This is a genomic window from Rossellomorea vietnamensis (genome assembly GCF_008180415.1).
Lineage (GTDB): Bacteria > Bacillota > Bacilli > Bacillales > Bacillaceae_B > Rossellomorea > Rossellomorea vietnamensis_C.
Genome location: NZ_VTEI01000006.1, coordinates 36,477 through 52,280, shown reverse-complemented (window position 1 = coordinate 52,280; position 15,804 = coordinate 36,477). Strand labels below are relative to the sequence as shown.

Sequence of the window (15,804 nt, the reverse complement as noted above, 5' to 3'; positions counted from 1 at the left end):
ATGCACAGTGAAAAGGGCTTGGAGGTAAAAAAATCTCCAAGCCCTTTTATGTGTATAGCCCGAAGTTTTTTATGATCATAAGCCTCAATAGATAAAGGCTCTTTTCGTAAACTTTGTTGCTATTTGATATTAATTTCAAAAACTAATCAAAATTCACCTTAATAACCTGATAATCATGAATAGAAAAGAGCTACTTTCCCCGATTAGAGAGAAATTCCTTAGTATCCGGGGAAAAATCCGGCACTTGGGATTTTTCCGAAAGCAACAATCTAGGTGAAAACAGCCTAAATAAAAGAAGAAGTTTTCTTTGAAATAGTATTGTAAAAGGCTTACAAAGAGATTAAAGAATAAGAGGTTTAATATGAGGAGGGAATGTATTGAAGTTTTACACAGCTTCCAGTTTTAAAAATATCGAATCAGTAAGAAATATTAACCAAGAGTTACAACGAATTGGCTATATACATACCTATGATTGGACTCAAAATGACAGGGCATCTTCCCGGGAAGAGCTCGAGAGGATTGGCCGGGAAGAAAAAAGGGCAGTTATGGAATCTGACTTTATTATCGTTCTGCTGCCTGCTGGAAAAGGAAGCCATATAGAGTTGGGCATTGCACTGGGACTTGGAAAAAAAGTATTTCTTTATTCACTGGAAAATGCAGACCTGGCATCCACAAGTACTTTCTATCACTTGCCGGAAGTAGAACAATGCTTTGGGAGTCTTGATGATTTGTTAGGGAAGGTGGCAGCTTTCCAGCATATATAAGTGATTTGCAGTTATGGGAATATTTTAAGAATGAATTCCCTTTAACACCATTTGAAAAGATAGGATGAACTAGTGAACTACTCCAGACAAAAGACAGAAACTTTTGGGCTATCGCCCAACCGAAATTCATCTGCCCCTTACCGTTGGGCTACGCCCTTCACACGCTTGAAGAGGGAGACTTCTTTCGGAAGTTCGTTAAACTTATAAAAAATCCAGGCCGGCATCCGGCCTGGATTTTTTATCAATGAATTTGGCGGTAAACTCCAATAACTTTACCAAGAATGGAAACATGGCGGAGAATAATAGGATCCATGGATGAGTTTTCTGGCTGCAGACGGACAAAGTCCTGCTCTTTGAAGAAGCGTTTCACCGTTGCTTCATCTTCTTCCGTCATCGCTACAACGATATCTCCATTATTGGCTGTCTGCTGCTGGCGGACAATAACATAATCCCCATCCAGTATGCCTGCTTCTATCATACTATCTCCCATGATTTCAAGCATGAACACTTGTTCATCTGCTGGCGCCAGATGCTGTGGGAGCGGAAAGAATTCTTCTACATTTTCAATGGCTGTAATGGGCTGGCCTGCTGTTACTTTACCGATTAATGGAACATTTACTGCTGCTTGTCTTGGAATATTGTCTTCTTCAAGGTTCAGGACTTCAATCGCCCTGGGCTTGGTTGGATCTCTCCTGATCAGGCCTTTGCTTTCCAATCTGGCAAGGTGGCCATGAACAGTCGAACTGGAGGCAAGTCCTACGGCTTCTCCAATCTCTCTTACGGATGGCGGATATCCTTTTGATTTTACTTCCTCTTTAATATATTGAAGGATATCCTGCTGTCTTTTGGATAATTTTGTCATCTTTTTCACCTCTAAACCGATCTTTTGTTCCCATTATAGCATGATAAACAAGGTGATACAAACATAAGTTCGAATAAATGTTGACGCCAAACAGATGTTCGTATTATAATCAAATTAACAAAAACCGAACACACATTCGCACGGAGGTAATGTCATGCTTATAACTATTTGGAGAAATTATTCTTATGTTATCCTTCTTATGGGATTGGCCGTTGCCATGAGTTCCATAGCACTTATTAAACTTGGGGCAGGAGAAGCCCAACAGGAAATAACAGTAAAAGAAGGGGATTCACTTTGGAAGATTGCTCAGGAGTTATCTGAAGATTATGATATGTCCACACAAGCGATAGTAGAATGGGTCACACAAAAAAACAATCTGGCAACGGACATAATTAAACCCGGAGAATCACTGATTATTCCAGGGGGAAATCGGGTTCTACTTAACAACGCCGATTATGAACTGGCAAGTGGAACAGAATAGGAGTTTGACTTATGAAAGCAGCAATATATTGCAGAGTCAGTACAAAAAAGGATACTCAGGAGTCTTCATTGCAGCGGCAGGAAGAGGAGCTTCTCAAGCTGGCTTCCAACTTTAATTTTGAAGTAAGCCATATCATAAAAGACCAAGCCAGCGGATATGAACTTGACAGAGAGGGCGTACTGGAATTGCTGGATCTCTTAAAGGCCGAAGAAATTGATGCAGTTTTAATTCAGGATGAAACAAGGATCGGGAGAGGGAATGCCAAGATCGCCCTCATCCACTGCATCATTAAGGAAGGTGTGAAGATTTTCAGTATTTCACATAGCGGGGAGCTTCATCTTTCAGAATCAGACTCTATGGTCCTTCAAATTGTCAGTATGGTAGAAGAACACCAGAGGCAGCTGCATAATCTCAAAATAAAGCGCGGAATGAAAAGAGCGGTTGAGAAGGGGTATGAACCCCATAAAAACTTAAAGAACAGAGGAAACGGAGAGGGACGTGAACGAATTGAAGTCCCAGTCGAAGAAATTGTAAGACTAAGAAACAATAAACTGACCTTTGCGGAAATAGCAGCTACGCTGAGAGGCTTTGGTTATAATATCTCTAAAGCCACTGTTCACAGGAGATATCAGGAGTATGTACACGCTCCTGAAGAAGCGTGACACTTGTTTTTTCTCTCTTTTTCTAGTAACATGTCGATATTCAATCGGTCTTTTCTGATTAATTATAAGCACAGGATGCTTTTAGAATAATCGACACTCATTAGGAGAGGAGAACTAGGTAATGCTATCAAAAGAAAAAATGGCAAAGATTAATACGCTGGCTAATAAAGCCAAAAGCAAAGGTTTGACGGCTGCTGAAGCAAAAGAACAAACAAAATTAAGAAAAGAATATTTGGAAACATTCAGACAATCCATGCGTTCTACCATTGAGAATACAAGAATGTTCGATCCTGAAGGAAATGAAGTAACTCCCCAAAAGGTCAAAGATATTCAAAATAGCAAGAAGCTTAATTAAAACATGCATTTTTCTGCATGTTTTTTTATTTCGTACTGAGAGTGTTTTAAACAGGGTATCAGGAAAGTAAAAAGGTGCATTCTAAAGAAGTAAAGGCCCTCTGTTTCACGTTGCAGACGTATACTAAGTGTACACCTTTAAATAATTCTTCTTTGCTCTAAGGAGTCACAGTTAAATAGCGGACACTGCTATTGAGAAAGTATGGTTTTACAAGCTCTGTATGAGAATGAAGCGCAGAAGAAAAAAATTCCGCATCTTTGTGGAAGGAAGAAAATTATTTTCTTGCTAAAGAAAAGGCTTTCATATCAGCGAGGTAAGCGCTTTCTTCATGTCAGAACTGCTTTTTGGAGCAAACAAATCGTTTGTATAAACTGGATAAGAATATTAATATTAACAAGTAATAATCGAAAAAAGGAAGGATGTTGATTAATGTTTGATAAAACTGATCAATTAGCCGTAAATACAATTAGAACACTTTCAATTGATGCCATTGAAAAGGCAAATTCAGGTCATCCGGGTATGCCGATGGGTGCTGCACCAATGACTTATGCACTTTGGTCCAAATTTATGAACCACAATCCAAAGAATCCTGATTGGCATAACAGAGACAGATTTGTTCTTTCAGCAGGCCATGGATCGATGTTGTTATATAGTTTGCTGCACTTGTCCGGTTATGATGTTTCAATGGAAGATCTGAAACAGTTCAGACAGTGGGGAAGCAAGACGCCTGGGCACCCTGAATACGGTCATACTCCTGGTGTGGAAGCCACTACTGGTCCACTTGGACAAGGGTTGGCAATGGCAGTGGGAATGGCAATGGCAGAACGTCATTTGGCATCTGTTTATAACCGTGACAACTTCAATGTTGTGGACCATTATACATACAGTGTTTGTGGTGATGGAGATCTCATGGAAGGGATATCATCAGAAGCAGCATCACTGGCAGCTCATTTAAAATTAGGTCGTCTGGTTGTGATGTATGATTCTAATGATATTTCACTAGATGGAGAGTTGGACAGGTCGTTCTCTGAAGACGTAGCAGGCCGTTTTAAAGCGTATGGCTGGCAATATATCCGTGTCGAGGATGGAAATGACACAGAAGCAATAGCAAAAGCGCTGGAAGAGGCAAAGAGTGACGAAAACCACCCGACACTAATCGAAGTAAAAACTGTCATTGGTTATGGAGCACCAAATAAATCGGGTAAATCCGACGTGCACGGTGCGCCGCTTGGTGAAGATGAAATGAAGTTGACTAAAGAAGCATACAAGTGGACTTTTGAAAAAGATTTCCATGTGCCTTCTGAAGTTCAAGATCGATTCAAAGAGCAAATGGTTGATGCAGGAGCGAAGAAAGAGCAGGAATGGAATGAGTTATTCACTCAATATAAAGCAGAATATCCAGAACTTGCCGCTCAATTCCTATCTGCGATGAATGGCGAGCTTCCTGAAGGCTGGGATAAAGAGGTCCCTGTATATGAAGAAGGAAGCAGCTTGGCGAGCCGTGCTTCTTCAGGTGAAGTGATGAATAGTATAGCTAAAAATATGCCAACATTAATAGGCGGTTCAGCGGACCTTGCTGGTTCTAATAAGACGATGATCAAAAACCAAAAGGATTTCACTCCTCAATCTTATGAAGGACGCAATATCTGGTTTGGTGTCCGTGAATTCGGAATGGGTGCTGCCATGAATGGTATGGCGCTGCACGGTGGAGTTAAAGTATTCGGCGGAACGTTCTTCGTATTCTCCGACTACTTAAGACCGGCAATCCGTCTTGCTGCCTTGATGGGTCTTCCTGTAACGTATGTGTTCACTCATGACAGTATAGCAGTGGGTGAAGATGGACCGACGCATGAGCCAATCGAACAACTGGCTTCTCTAAGGGCTATGCCTAATCTTTCTGTCATCCGTCCAGCTGATGGAAACGAAACTGCTGCCGCTTGGCGTACAGCGCTGACTTCAAAAGATAAGCCGACAGCACTTGTGTTGACAAGACAAAATCTTCCTACCTTAAAAGGAACGGATGCCAAGGCACAAACTGGGGTAGAAAAAGGCGCATATGTCGTATCCCCTGCAGGCAAAGAACAGCCGGATGCTCTTTTATTAGCGTCAGGATCTGAAGTAAGCCTTGCTGTAGAAGCTCAAAGTGCTCTAATCAAGGATGGAATTGCTGTTTCCGTTATCAGCATGCCGTCATGGGATCGCTTCGAAGAGCAGTCCAAAGAATATAGAGAATCTATTATTCCAAAAGCTGTTAAGAAGCGTCTTGCACTGGAAGTTGGTTCTCCTCTTGGCTGGGACCGTTACTCTGGTGATGAGGGTGATATCCTGGCGATTAATGGTTTCGGAGCTTCAGCACCAGGAGAAAGAATCATGGAAGAGTATGGCTTTACAGTCGAAAATGTCGTTTCACGTGTAAAGGCATTGCTTGAAAGATAATTGAATGATTGATACTTCAAAAGCTGCTGTAATACAGCAGCTTTTGGTTTTCTGAAATCGAATTTTGATATGCAGGTTTTTGTAAATAGATTCGACAAAACTAGTGCATTTTCTCAACAGTTTTCTACAATCTTGCCCCTCTTGGTTCTTTATACTATAAAAAAGGACAAGCTATAGGGAGGAAGATATATGAAATCCTACCGGCTCTATTGGATTGAAGATGAGGTTGCTGATTATTTCTATGGCAGGGAACGAGCGTTTTATAATTTATTTCTCGAAAGTACGATTGCCACTGGGCAGATGGAAGAGATAGTGTTGAAACAAGTTCAATATATTACAAAACCTATCCCTTTTTTGCCTTTTAATCGAGCTTTGTCCCAGGCACTTTCAATCAAAAAAGAATACATCCAGAATGATAATAGATATTATATTGAATCTTCCTGCGGGAAAAATACCGCCAAAATCAGTGTGCTGGATCACTATGTAAAGGTAGAATTGCAAGGGCATAGTGATTGGGAAGCGTACATTTTCGAACTGTTGCGAAAGCTCGATGGCCGGCTGCTGGCAATTAATCTCGATGATGAACAATTTGGCTGGCTCAAACCGATAAAAATGAGAAAGTATGTTTGAAAGGCTGGAACTAATCAACATTCTTTCGGCTAAAACTGCTGGTAGATTATGCAGCTAATATTCAAACTTAACCTCAATTAGGTATCATATTATTGAAAAAAATGTTTTGAATAAAGAAATTTAAATTAAAATATTGTATAATCTTCCTTGGTTTAGTACACTTTTATAAGGACAACATGAAGGAGGAAATAGAACTATGGTTTGGCAATTTATTCTAGTCGGTGTTCTGGCTGCTTTAGCTGGAGTAGCGCTAGGATTTTTCATCGCTCGTAAATATATGATGAGCTACCTAAAGAAAAATCCACCAATCAATGAACAAATGTTAAGAATGATGATGATGCAAATGGGACAGAAACCTTCCCAGAAGAAAATCAATCAGATGATGAACGCTATGAACAAGCAGCAAGGCAAGTAACTGCCAATTGCACAATGAGTTTCAGCTCATGAAATGCTTGATTATATTGAAGTGTATGGAAGAGCCCTTTTCCTCTATGCACAATCGTTCAGCATTGAAATAAAGAAGATCACTTTCCTGCATAAAGCATGGTGGTGATCTTTTTTGGTTATTGAAAATGTGAATGGTTAACAGCCCTGCCTCTTCTAAATAGGTTGCTGCTTTTGAAATTCGCTTTTGCTTCTATGTAATCTGGGATAAAAGAAGACGTCATTTTGAACTAATATTAAACAGCCTCAAAGTTAAGGAAAGAGCCTATAAAAATCAGGCTCTTCTCTAAAGAATGCTGTTTTTGAATGCTATTTTATACCTTCTCCCTCTTATTTATAGAAGGATTGAAGTGGAAGGCGTGCGACATTCTGCGGGACTTGCGGGCGTCTAGTTGCACCGCCTAGCCCCTCGGGGTCAAATAACCTCAAGAAAGTAAAAGGAAAGAGCATCTTTTTTCTCTTGAGAACATTAGCCTGTCGGGTCTGATCAGGGCTCTTCCACTTTTTATACAGGCGAAGCCGAGTCTCATCCAGCTCCAGCGGCCGAGGGTCAGTACCCACTGGAACGGACTTAGCGACTAGCAGATTTCGGACTCTCTCCTTGCGATAAGTCATCATCGAATCGCTGTCGCTCTCCGTGATTCCTTTTCTCATGCGAGTGTCCTAAAATCTGTACGCCGCTGAGCGGGGCCTTTCCCCTTTATATAGATAAGTCATATAGATCATTTCCTTACAAATTGAGAGGCAGTTATGAGAAAAAGTCTGGTTCAGGACTTTTTCTGTGCTTAATTGAATTCCAATTTAAATCGCTATTTTTAATTATAGGGAAATGATCATCGAATCGCTAACGCTCTTCGTGATTCCTTTATCTCATACATGAGCCCTAAAATATGTACGTCGCTGAACGGCCGCTTTCGCTTTTATGAAGCCGAGGCTCAACGCCCGCCCCGAGGAGTCGCGCACTTGGAACGGAAATCCATTATGAATAAGAAATCCGCAACCTTAGCGGAAACAACCTAAAGTTTAGGTTGTTGAGCTTCTTACTTGATTATCTATTCTATTTATTTCACTATTATTATGGTGTTGAATTATAACGGCTGGTCTACACCTGTCTGTTTTTATGTTAAAATAGTGGTCGGAGGGAGACCTAAATGAAAAAACGACTAATTGCAACTAGTGCGAGTTTACTGTTGATTCTATCAGGATGCAACTTCATGGGCATACCTGGCGAGTCAGATACTGAAAACACAAATCTGGTTACTCAGCAGACTACATCTGAAAATGAAACCAATGAATATTTAAGATATAATGTTAAATCTTCAGCTTTCAGCAAGAACCGCGATCTTATTACTAATCAGGTGAATAACCGTGTTGATATGAACGAAATCGAAACGGGCCTGATGAGCATCTCAGAAGAATATTTCCCTGCTGAGGACTACATCTATCAAGAAGGGCAGCACTTGGAGGAAATCAGGAGCTGGATACGCCGGGAGTCTAATGATGAACTTGGATTAAATCCTGCAATAGAAGTAGAGGAGAGCATGGGTTGGGAAAAAATAATGGAGATTAAAAAAGAAAGTCCTATGTACCTTGGATATGTCCATGAACAAAATTACGTGGATAAAGAAGGGAATTTGAAGGGGATATCCATTGCGCTTGCTATGAACTCTGTTGATTATATTACTGTGGATGATAATATGGGATTAAAACATTTTGACACGAAAGAAATCAGCGGTTTGGATGAGCCCAGTAAAAAAATGGTTAGTGAAGGCAAGAAAATGGCCGGTACAATCATTAACCGTATAAGACAAAAAGAAGGCCTGGCAAACATACCTGTTGTTATTTCTCTCTATCAGCTTGAAAAGAAAAACAGTGTTCTTCCAGGATCCTATTTCAGTTACGCTTACCTGGATTCTAATGATAAATCGATTAAAAAGTGGAGAGACACAGAAAAACAAGAGTACCTCTTTCCATCTGATGAGGCTGAAGAGCATGACCGTGTAGTTTCAAACCGCTTCAAAGGATTAGAAGAAGATATGAATTCCTTCTTTGTGGACCGTACCATCCAATTGGTTTCTAAAGGAACTTATATTGGCAGTGACATGCAGAAAATGGTAATCAATGTTAATACTGACATGACGCAATACGGAGAAATTGTCGGCTTTGTACAAGCATTTACTCCTGAAATTCAAGACTTTTTCCCACATGAACCTGTATATATTTATGTGAAAACTCCTGAAGGTACAGCAGCCACAATCTTATTGGAGCCAGAACAAGAACCGGCAGTACACATTCATGATAACGGCAGTTAAAAAACGTGCATTGGCACGTTTTTTTGTTTGCTCAAATTTCTGGGAGAAAAATAAAGCTCTTTTAAAAATTCAGAGCAAATAGAAGTTACGGGAATGGCCTGCTGCTATAAAGAAGAACATAGAATCAATTAGGCACTTTTAATAGATTGTTGATAGTATTATTTTTTAAAGCAGCGCTGATATGGAGCGGAAGGAGAAGATAGTCCCGGACACTAGCGGGCGTCTAGCTGCAGCGTCCAAGCCCGCTGTTGTCAAATAATCTCCTGAAAATAAATGCCCCATCCTATTTCTCTAGAGGTTATTTGAATGTCAGGTCTGAACAGGACGTTCCCACTTTTAGTGCGCTGCATGAGTCAAGGTGCCGGGATTTCGAACGCCCATCCTTGCGATAAGTCAGCTCAGTCAATTTTGTTAGTTGTGTTTCTATGGAGGAGATTTGAAAATTTATAAGGAATAATGGCCCTTTCTGATCAAATTCACTGCGAGCCGTTTGAAGCCGGGCACACGGAGCGGAAATCAACCGTCCACTAGAAAGCAAGCAATAAATATTTACGAAGACAGCTTAATTGTATTTTATATTATTTAAAAATTTGCTAAAATTAAGAGTCGCAAAAATATTTCTGGATTCGGGGGTTGCATCATGAAAGTCTTTCTTGATTTGATGTGGTTTTTTAAACAAGAAAAGAAATCCTATTTAACAGGCATAAGCGTTCTGTTATTGGTAGCATTGCTCCAGCTGGTGCCGCCTAAGGTGATCGGTATAGTGGTTGACAGTATTAAACAAAATGAGCTTACACCTGCTGAATTACTGCAATGGGCGGGCATCTTGGCAGCAGCCGGGTTAAGTATGTATGGTCTGAGATTTGTATGGAGAATGATGATTTTCGGTTCTGCTGTTAAACTGTCCAAATTGCTTCGAAATAAGCTGTATCATCATTTTACGAAGATGACTCCGTCCTTTTATCAGAAAAGGCGTGTAGGTGACTTGATGGCGCACGCTACAAATGATCTTCAAGCTATTCAAATGACAGCAGGACAGGGAGTACTGACACTTGTGGATTCCCTGGCAACAGGCGGATTTGTCATCATTGCCATGGCTGCCACAATCAGCTGGAAACTGACATTGATTGCGTTAATTCCAATGCCGGTCATGGCGATATTGACCAATTATTACGGCACTTTATTACATAAAAGATTCCATAAGGCTCAGGAGGCTTTCTCCAATCTCAATGATAAAACGCAAGAAAGTGTTTCCGGTATAAAAGTCATTAAGACCTTTGGGCAGGAAAAAGAAGATATAGAGTCATTCAGGGATCAATCTGAAGATGTGGTCCAAAAAAACATATCGGTCGCTAAGGTCGATTCATTGTTTGATCCAACTATTTCCCTTATAGTCGGAATTTCTTTCTTTTTATCTGTTGCATTTGGCTCCAGGTTCGTAATTGCTGGGGAAATTACGATAGGGGAACTCGTTTCGTTTACAACCTATTTGGGACTGTTGATTTGGCCGATGCTTGCGTTTGGGTGGCTTTTTAACATTGTTGAAAGAGGTCGTGCTTCTTATGACCGGGTATCCGGATTGCTGGCAGAAAAAGTTGAAATTGATGACAGCCCTGGTGCATTGAATTTGAAGCCTGAGGGAGATATTGAGTATGATATTGCCCAATTTAAGTACCCTGGAGAAGAAGAGGCTGTCCTCGAAGAAATCCGCTTCACTTTGAAACGAGGGGAAACATTAGGGATTGTCGGTAAGACCGGTGCCGGTAAGACTACCCTGCTCAAGATTCTTATCAGGGAATTCGAGGGCTATGATGGGGAAGTCCGATTGGGTGGCCGGTCTATTAAAGACTATAAATTAGAACCGCTCCGAAAGTCCCTCGGCTATGTCCCGCAGGATCATTTCTTGTTCTCTGCCACCATAGCTGAAAACATAGCCTTTACCAATCCCATGTCTGATATGGAAACTATTGAGACAGCAGCTTCGCTGGCTCACATCCACGAAGATATTAAAGGATTCACTGACGGCTATCAAACAGTAGTAGGTGAGCGGGGGGTCTCCTTGTCAGGCGGGCAGAAACAGAGGATTTCCATAGCAAGGGCCCTGATGATGGAGCCGGAGGTACTGATCCTTGATGACTCTTTATCAGCTGTAGATGCCAAGACGGAAGAATCCATTCTAAGAGCGCTTAAGGAGAACCGAGAAGGCAGGACAACCATTATCACGGCTCACAGGCTGAGTGCCATACAACATGCGAATTTAATCCTTGTCCTTGATGGAGGAAGAATTACAGAAAAAGGGACCCATGAAGAGTTGATGAAGAATGAAGGCTGGTACAGGGAGATGTATTTGCGCCAGCAGTTAGAAGAATTAGTAGAGCATGGAGGATAACCGTATGGAAAAAACAACAACCATGTCAGCCAAGGAACAGCGCCGAGTTTTAAAAAGGTTGGTAAGATACACAATTCCGCATAAAAAATCTATATTCATGGCATTTTTTCTTTTGGCTTTGACGACTGTAGGCGATGTTCTMGGCCCCTATCTGGTCAAAGTATTTATAGATGACTATCTCACACCCAGGAACTTTCCATATGAACCGCTGGTATGGCTGGCAGCGGGTTATATCGGTATACAGATTGCCAATGTACTCATTTCTTATTTTCAATTATTAAAGTTTCAGGAAATAGCTTTGAAAATCATTCAACAGCTGAGAGTTGACGTTTTTTCAAAAGTGCAGAATCTTGGAATGAGATATTTCGATCAAACCCCTGCAGGAGGTATTGTATCCAGGGTAACAAATGACACGGAAGCCATTAAAGATATGTTTGTCAGTGTTCTGGTGAGCTTCATTCAAGGAAGTTTCCTGTTTATAGGGATATTTACCGCCATGTTCATCCTCAATGTGAAACTGGCGTTGTTCTGCTTGTTTATCCTGCCAGTCTTGTTCATGATTATCAGGACTTACAGAAAATACAGTTCCATCTTTTATCACGATTTACGCGAAAGATTGAGTCAGTTGAATGCCAAGTTGAGCGAATCTTTGCAAGGAATGGCAATCATTCAGGTGTTCAGGCAAGAAAAACGGCTTAGAGAAGAGTTTGGAGACATTAATGAAAGTCACTATAAAGCCGGTATGCGGAATATAAAAATCGATGGACTGCTGCTTCGTCCCGCGATTGATCTCGTATATACCTCTGCCTTGATTCTTGTGCTGAGTTACTTCGGGATTGCTTCCTTTAATAACCCGATTGAAATTGGTGTTCTTTATGCATTCATCAACTATCTGGACCGTTTCTTTGAGCCTGTAAATAATATCATGATGAGGCTGTCACTGTTCCAGCAGGCGATTGTCGCTTCTTCCCGTGTGTTTACGCTGCTTGATGAGACTGAAGAAACACCTGCACAAATCAAAGGGGCAAAAGGCAAAATAGCAGATGCCGAGATAGAGTTCAGGGACATCACTTTTTCCTATGACGGGCATAAAGATGTCTTGAAGAACATTTCTTTTAAAGCTAAACCTGGTGAAACGATTGCATTGGTCGGTCATACAGGCAGCGGGAAAAGTTCGATAATTAATTTACTGATGAGGTTCTATGAATTTGAAAGAGGAGAAATCTTGATTGACGGACAGTCCATTAAGGAATATCCTATCGAAGAGCTCCGAAACCGTGTCGGACTTGTTCTGCAGGATCCATTTCTGTTTTATGGAACTATAAAAGATAATATTAAGCTTCATAACAGTAATATGACCGATGAAGAGGTTGAGTCAGCGGCAGAGTTTGTTCAAGCTCATACATTTATTGAAAAGCTGCCAGATTCATATTCGCATAAAGTGGTTGAACGAGGCTCCACGTTATCCAGCGGACAGAGGCAATTGATCGCTTTCGCAAGGACAATTGCCACCAACCCGAAAATTCTAGTGTTGGATGAAGCCACAGCGAACATTGATACAGAAACAGAAGACTCAATTCAGCAGGCATTAGCAAAAATGCGTAAAGGACGTACAACGATTGCCATTGCCCACAGACTATCTACAATCCAAGATGCAGATTGTATTCTCGTCCTCCACCAGGGAGAAATAGTGGAAAAAGGGAATCATCAGCAGCTTTTATCACAAAAAGGCTTGTACCACAAAATGTATCTTTTGCAAAATGGTTTGGTAGAGGGCATTGAGGGTGCAGTGAATTCATAATTCGGAAAGATGACCGTTAAATTGGCGGTTGTCTTTCTTTTTTTTGTTTAGGAGGTGACCCTGTGGTGTATAGGCTAGTATAAGGTAAATTATAGAAAGGAGAATCAAGAATATGAAAAAAACATCTTATGGGCTTGGTCTTTCTTTATTTTTGTTGGCAGGTTGTGGAACAGCTGAAGAAAGTACAGAAGCCAATCCCGCAGAAGCTCAGGCAGTGAAGGAGACACAAGAGGAAACATTTGAAACCGCTTCAACGGATAAAGCCGTAAATGGCGATACTGAAGAAGCAGAAATGACTAAGGAGAAAGCGGCAGAGGTTCTAAGGAAGTATGAAGAAACCTTTATGGAAGTGATCGATAAAGGTCCTGAACTCAATGAATATGAATCCAGAGATGAAATCATTCAAAAATTTTCCACTATCATGACAAAAGAGCAGGCAGAAGACCTTGCGGATATCTATATCAATGATAAGGATGGAACATTATCCGTAGTGGCGACAGAAGCACCGATCTGGCTGAAGTATGATCAGGATTATAAAGTAGAGAAAATTTCTGAAGGTGAATACCATATCATCCAAAGCAACAGCAGCGAATTGAGAGGAAACTTAGAAGTTACTTTTGTTTTAGTGATGGAGGATGATTCATGGTTGGTTTCTAAAACTAAAACCGAAAAAACAGAGCCTGAAGGGAAGGAGAGCGCTGGAACAGAAGGATTGGAAACTGAGAAACACGAAGATCAAATCGAGGGTGAAATGGATTTTAAATGATTCTAATAGTAAAAGGCAAAAGCGGAAATACTGCTTTTGCCTTTTTTAAGTAGAATTGATTTCAATAATAGGATTTAATCTTGGGCGGAGCTTTTTTAATCAGCTATTATTTTAGGTGAAGATTTTCACTGTCTAACACCGTTTCGCAGAAGCACAGTGGCAGGACCGCTGGTTAATGTGATCAAAATTTTCAATGAGCTGCATGTTTGGCAGCCAATGATTTTGATATAGATGAAGCTTTAATGAATTGTCGGTTATAATGATTTAACAGGGAGTCGAGCTCTTGACTGTATTTGATGGCGAGAGGTGAATTAAGACCATTAACAGCTGCAATATCTATTAATTGGGCACGTTTTTTTTCTATACGATCTAGTAGCTCTTGTTTATACATGGCCTTAAATCCTTTCTTGGAAGAGTTTATATTTTATTTTGGTTTTGTTAATAAATGTTACTAATAAATAATAGTATAGCTAAAAGAAGCTTTTTTTAAAAGAATTATTCACATAATTTATGAAAAAAGTAAGTAATTGTTAATAGGAGTGAGTGTGATTCCTTGTATATCAACTATCCTGCTCTGTACACAAATTGTTCACAGTGATAAATCTCCAATGAGGCATTGATGTCTGATACAATAAAAAAGAATGTTTTCGTATACATTGTTGCTTTCGGCAAAAATCCCAAGAGCCGGGTTTTCCCCCGTATACTAAGGGTTTTCTCTCAAATCTGAGAGAGCAGCTACTTTCTTTTCCTGTTTACGAGGTTATTCGGGTGAAAAATAGTGTTTTCAGAAGTAGTGAGAAATAGCAAGAAGGTTTACGAAAAGAGCCATTAATAATAAAGAAACCTTTAGGAGTTGGGGTCTCATGGGTGATATTAATATATTCTTAGCTTTCGGCGCTGGTTTTCTTAGCTTCATTTCACCGTGCTGTCTGCCGCTATATCCTGCATTTCTATCATATATAACTGGAATGTCAGTCAGTGATTTAAAAAATGAAAATGTAAAGCTGCAAAAAAGAAGTCTGATCCATACCATTTTGTTTCTAATAGGGTTTTCGTCAATATTTGTTGTTTTGGGATTCAGTTCGACCTATTTGGGGAATTTCCTCTTCCAATATGAGGATATCATCCGTCAGGCGGGGGCCATCTTCATTGTCATCTTCGGACTGATGGTTATAGGAGTTTTCCAGCCGCAGTTCTTAATGAAAGACAGGAAGTTTGAATTCAAGAACCGCCCTGCTGGTTTTATCGGATCAATCTTAATCGGTATGGCTTTTGCAGCCGGATGGACTCCATGTACAGGCCCTATTTTGGGAGCTGTCATATCGCTGATCGGTTCGAATCCAGGGTCAGGTATGATTTACATGATATCTTACGCATTGGGCTTTTCCATTCCATTCCTTGTATTGTCCTTCTTTGTGGGTAAAATGCAATGGATTAGAAAAAATAACGCTAAAATCATGAAAGTCGGCGGTTATATCATGATCCTTGTCGGCATCATGCTATTCTTTGACTGGCTTACCGAGATCATCATCTTCTTCAGTAAAATCACTGGAGGATTCACTGGTTTTTAACCAATGGCTGTATTCGCAGACATTGTTGCTTTCGGAAAAATCCCAAGAGCCGGATTTTCCCCCGTATACTAAGTGTTTTCTCTCAAATCTGAGAGAGCAGCTCTTTTCTTTTCCTGGTTACGAAATTATTCCGGTGAATTAGGGTTGTATTTTTTGGAATCAGTCTGAAATAGCAACAAAGGTTACGAAAAGAGCCTAACCAATAGAAGGCCGGCTTTATGAGCCGGCCATATTACATATGAGAGGTAATTTGAGTAGTGTCATACCCTTGAGTAACAGTCTTCCACTATCTTGGCTGCAAATAATCAAAAAAATAGATAAATGTTAAGAT

Annotated in this window: 15 protein-coding genes; 12 read left to right on the top strand and 3 right to left on the bottom strand. The window is 40.4% G+C overall.

Annotated elements, in window-relative coordinates:
• The first annotated feature begins 377 nt into the window (after positions 1 to 377).
• Positions 378 to 764: a nucleoside 2-deoxyribosyltransferase gene (locus tag FZC78_RS12530; protein WP_148940051.1), complete on the top strand. Its 387-nt coding sequence runs from the start codon at positions 378 to 380 to the stop codon at positions 762 to 764.
• 241 nt (positions 765 to 1,005) lie between these two features.
• Here the strand turns inward: FZC78_RS12530 and lexA are convergent, their stop codons facing one another.
• Entirely contained in the window at positions 1,006 to 1,626 is a 621-nt protein-coding gene (gene lexA / locus FZC78_RS12525) for a transcriptional repressor LexA (protein WP_148940050.1), read from the bottom strand.
• A 154-nt stretch (positions 1,627 to 1,780) separates the two neighbouring features.
• On the opposite strand from lexA, the gene yneA reads away from it, so the two are divergent.
• The 6 genes from yneA (at position 1,781) to FZC78_RS12495 (ending at position 6,605) form a co-directional block, all read left to right on the top strand.
• The gene (gene yneA, locus FZC78_RS12520; protein ID WP_148940049.1) at positions 1,781 to 2,107 is read left to right on the top strand and encodes a cell division suppressor protein YneA; all 327 of its coding nucleotides are present in this window, start codon (positions 1,781 to 1,783) and stop codon (positions 2,105 to 2,107) included.
• Positions 2,108 to 2,118: 11 nt separating this feature from the next.
• A complete protein-coding gene (locus tag FZC78_RS12515) occupies positions 2,119 to 2,769 on the top strand; it encodes a YneB family resolvase-like protein (protein ID WP_148940048.1) in 651 nt (216 codons plus the stop codon).
• Positions 2,770 to 2,890: 121 nt separating this feature from the next.
• Positions 2,891 to 3,124: a DUF896 domain-containing protein gene (locus FZC78_RS12510; RefSeq protein WP_148940047.1), complete on the top strand. Its 234-nt coding sequence runs from the start codon at positions 2,891 to 2,893 to the stop codon at positions 3,122 to 3,124.
• A gap of 429 nt (positions 3,125 to 3,553) precedes the next feature.
• The gene (tkt, locus tag FZC78_RS12505) at positions 3,554 to 5,560 is read left to right on the top strand and encodes a transketolase (RefSeq protein WP_148940046.1); all 2,007 of its coding nucleotides are present in this window, start codon (positions 3,554 to 3,556) and stop codon (positions 5,558 to 5,560) included.
• Positions 5,561 to 5,749: 189 nt separating this feature from the next.
• Positions 5,750 to 6,190: a sporulation inhibitor of replication protein SirA gene (gene sirA, locus FZC78_RS12500; protein ID WP_148940045.1), complete on the top strand. Its 441-nt coding sequence runs from the start codon at positions 5,750 to 5,752 to the stop codon at positions 6,188 to 6,190.
• Between the two features lie 196 nt (positions 6,191 to 6,386).
• The gene (locus FZC78_RS12495) at positions 6,387 to 6,605 is read left to right on the top strand and encodes a YneF family protein (protein ID WP_148940044.1); all 219 of its coding nucleotides are present in this window, start codon (positions 6,387 to 6,389) and stop codon (positions 6,603 to 6,605) included.
• A gap of 359 nt (positions 6,606 to 6,964) precedes the next feature.
• Here FZC78_RS12495 and FZC78_RS24280 read toward each other — a convergent pair whose 3' ends face one another.
• Positions 6,965 to 7,288 (bottom strand): hypothetical protein, encoded by a 324-nt coding sequence (locus FZC78_RS24280; RefSeq protein WP_252183607.1) that lies wholly within the window; start codon positions 7,286 to 7,288, stop codon positions 6,965 to 6,967.
• A 497-nt stretch (positions 7,289 to 7,785) separates the two neighbouring features.
• Here FZC78_RS24280 and FZC78_RS12485 point away from each other — a divergent pair, with 497 nt between their 5' ends.
• The 4 genes from FZC78_RS12485 (at position 7,786) to FZC78_RS12470 (ending at position 13,902) form a co-directional block, all read left to right on the top strand.
• Positions 7,786 to 8,946 carry a CamS family sex pheromone protein gene (locus FZC78_RS12485; protein WP_148940043.1) on the top strand — a complete coding sequence of 387 codons (1,161 nt, stop codon included), beginning with the start codon at positions 7,786 to 7,788 and terminating at the stop codon, positions 8,944 to 8,946.
• A gap of 640 nt (positions 8,947 to 9,586) precedes the next feature.
• On the top strand, positions 9,587 to 11,335 hold the full coding sequence (locus FZC78_RS12480; protein ID WP_148940042.1) for an ABC transporter transmembrane domain-containing protein: 1,749 nt from the start codon (positions 9,587 to 9,589) through the stop codon (positions 11,333 to 11,335).
• Positions 11,336 to 11,339: 4 nt separating this feature from the next.
• Positions 11,340 to 13,136, top strand: coding sequence for an ABC transporter ATP-binding protein (locus tag FZC78_RS12475; RefSeq protein ID WP_148940041.1), 1,797 nt, complete (start codon positions 11,340 to 11,342; stop codon positions 13,134 to 13,136).
• 112 nt (positions 13,137 to 13,248) lie between these two features.
• Positions 13,249 to 13,902, top strand: a complete 654-nt coding sequence (locus FZC78_RS12470) for a hypothetical protein (RefSeq protein WP_148940040.1) — start codon at positions 13,249 to 13,251, stop codon at positions 13,900 to 13,902.
• Positions 13,903 to 14,092: 190 nt separating this feature from the next.
• Here FZC78_RS12470 and FZC78_RS12465 read toward each other — a convergent pair whose 3' ends face one another.
• On the bottom strand, positions 14,093 to 14,293 hold the full coding sequence (locus FZC78_RS12465) for an aspartyl-phosphate phosphatase Spo0E family protein (RefSeq protein WP_148940039.1): 201 nt from the start codon (positions 14,291 to 14,293) through the stop codon (positions 14,093 to 14,095).
• 472 nt (positions 14,294 to 14,765) lie between these two features.
• Here FZC78_RS12465 and FZC78_RS12460 point away from each other — a divergent pair, with 472 nt between their 5' ends.
• Positions 14,766 to 15,473: a cytochrome c biogenesis CcdA family protein gene (locus tag FZC78_RS12460; RefSeq protein ID WP_148940038.1), complete on the top strand. Its 708-nt coding sequence runs from the start codon at positions 14,766 to 14,768 to the stop codon at positions 15,471 to 15,473.
• The last annotated feature ends 331 nt before the right edge of the window (positions 15,474 to 15,804 follow it).

Bases quoted from the DNA above. Each gene is read 5' to 3' on its own strand.
- lexA (WP_148940050.1), bottom strand. From the start codon at position 1,626: ATGACAAAATTATCCAAAAGACAGCAGGATATCCTTCAATATATTAAA.
- yneA (WP_148940049.1), top strand. From the start codon at position 1,781: ATGCTTATAACTATTTGGAGAAATTATTCTTATGTTATCCTTCTTATG.
- FZC78_RS12515 (WP_148940048.1), top strand. From the start codon at position 2,119: ATGAAAGCAGCAATATATTGCAGAGTCAGTACAAAAAAGGATACTCAG.
- FZC78_RS12510 (WP_148940047.1), top strand. From the start codon at position 2,891: ATGCTATCAAAAGAAAAAATGGCAAAGATTAATACGCTGGCTAATAAA.
- tkt (WP_148940046.1), top strand. From the start codon at position 3,554: ATGTTTGATAAAACTGATCAATTAGCCGTAAATACAATTAGAACACTT.
- sirA (WP_148940045.1), top strand. From the start codon at position 5,750: ATGAAATCCTACCGGCTCTATTGGATTGAAGATGAGGTTGCTGATTAT.
- FZC78_RS12495 (WP_148940044.1), top strand. From the start codon at position 6,387: ATGGTTTGGCAATTTATTCTAGTCGGTGTTCTGGCTGCTTTAGCTGGA.
- FZC78_RS24280 (WP_252183607.1), bottom strand. From the start codon at position 7,288: ATGAGAAAAGGAATCACGGAGAGCGACAGCGATTCGATGATGACTTAT.
- FZC78_RS12485 (WP_148940043.1), top strand. From the start codon at position 7,786: ATGAAAAAACGACTAATTGCAACTAGTGCGAGTTTACTGTTGATTCTA.
- FZC78_RS12480 (WP_148940042.1), top strand. From the start codon at position 9,587: ATGAAAGTCTTTCTTGATTTGATGTGGTTTTTTAAACAAGAAAAGAAA.
- FZC78_RS12470 (WP_148940040.1), top strand. From the start codon at position 13,249: ATGAAAAAAACATCTTATGGGCTTGGTCTTTCTTTATTTTTGTTGGCA.
- FZC78_RS12465 (WP_148940039.1), bottom strand. From the start codon at position 14,293: ATGTATAAACAAGAGCTACTAGATCGTATAGAAAAAAAACGTGCCCAA.
- FZC78_RS12460 (WP_148940038.1), top strand. From the start codon at position 14,766: ATGGGTGATATTAATATATTCTTAGCTTTCGGCGCTGGTTTTCTTAGC.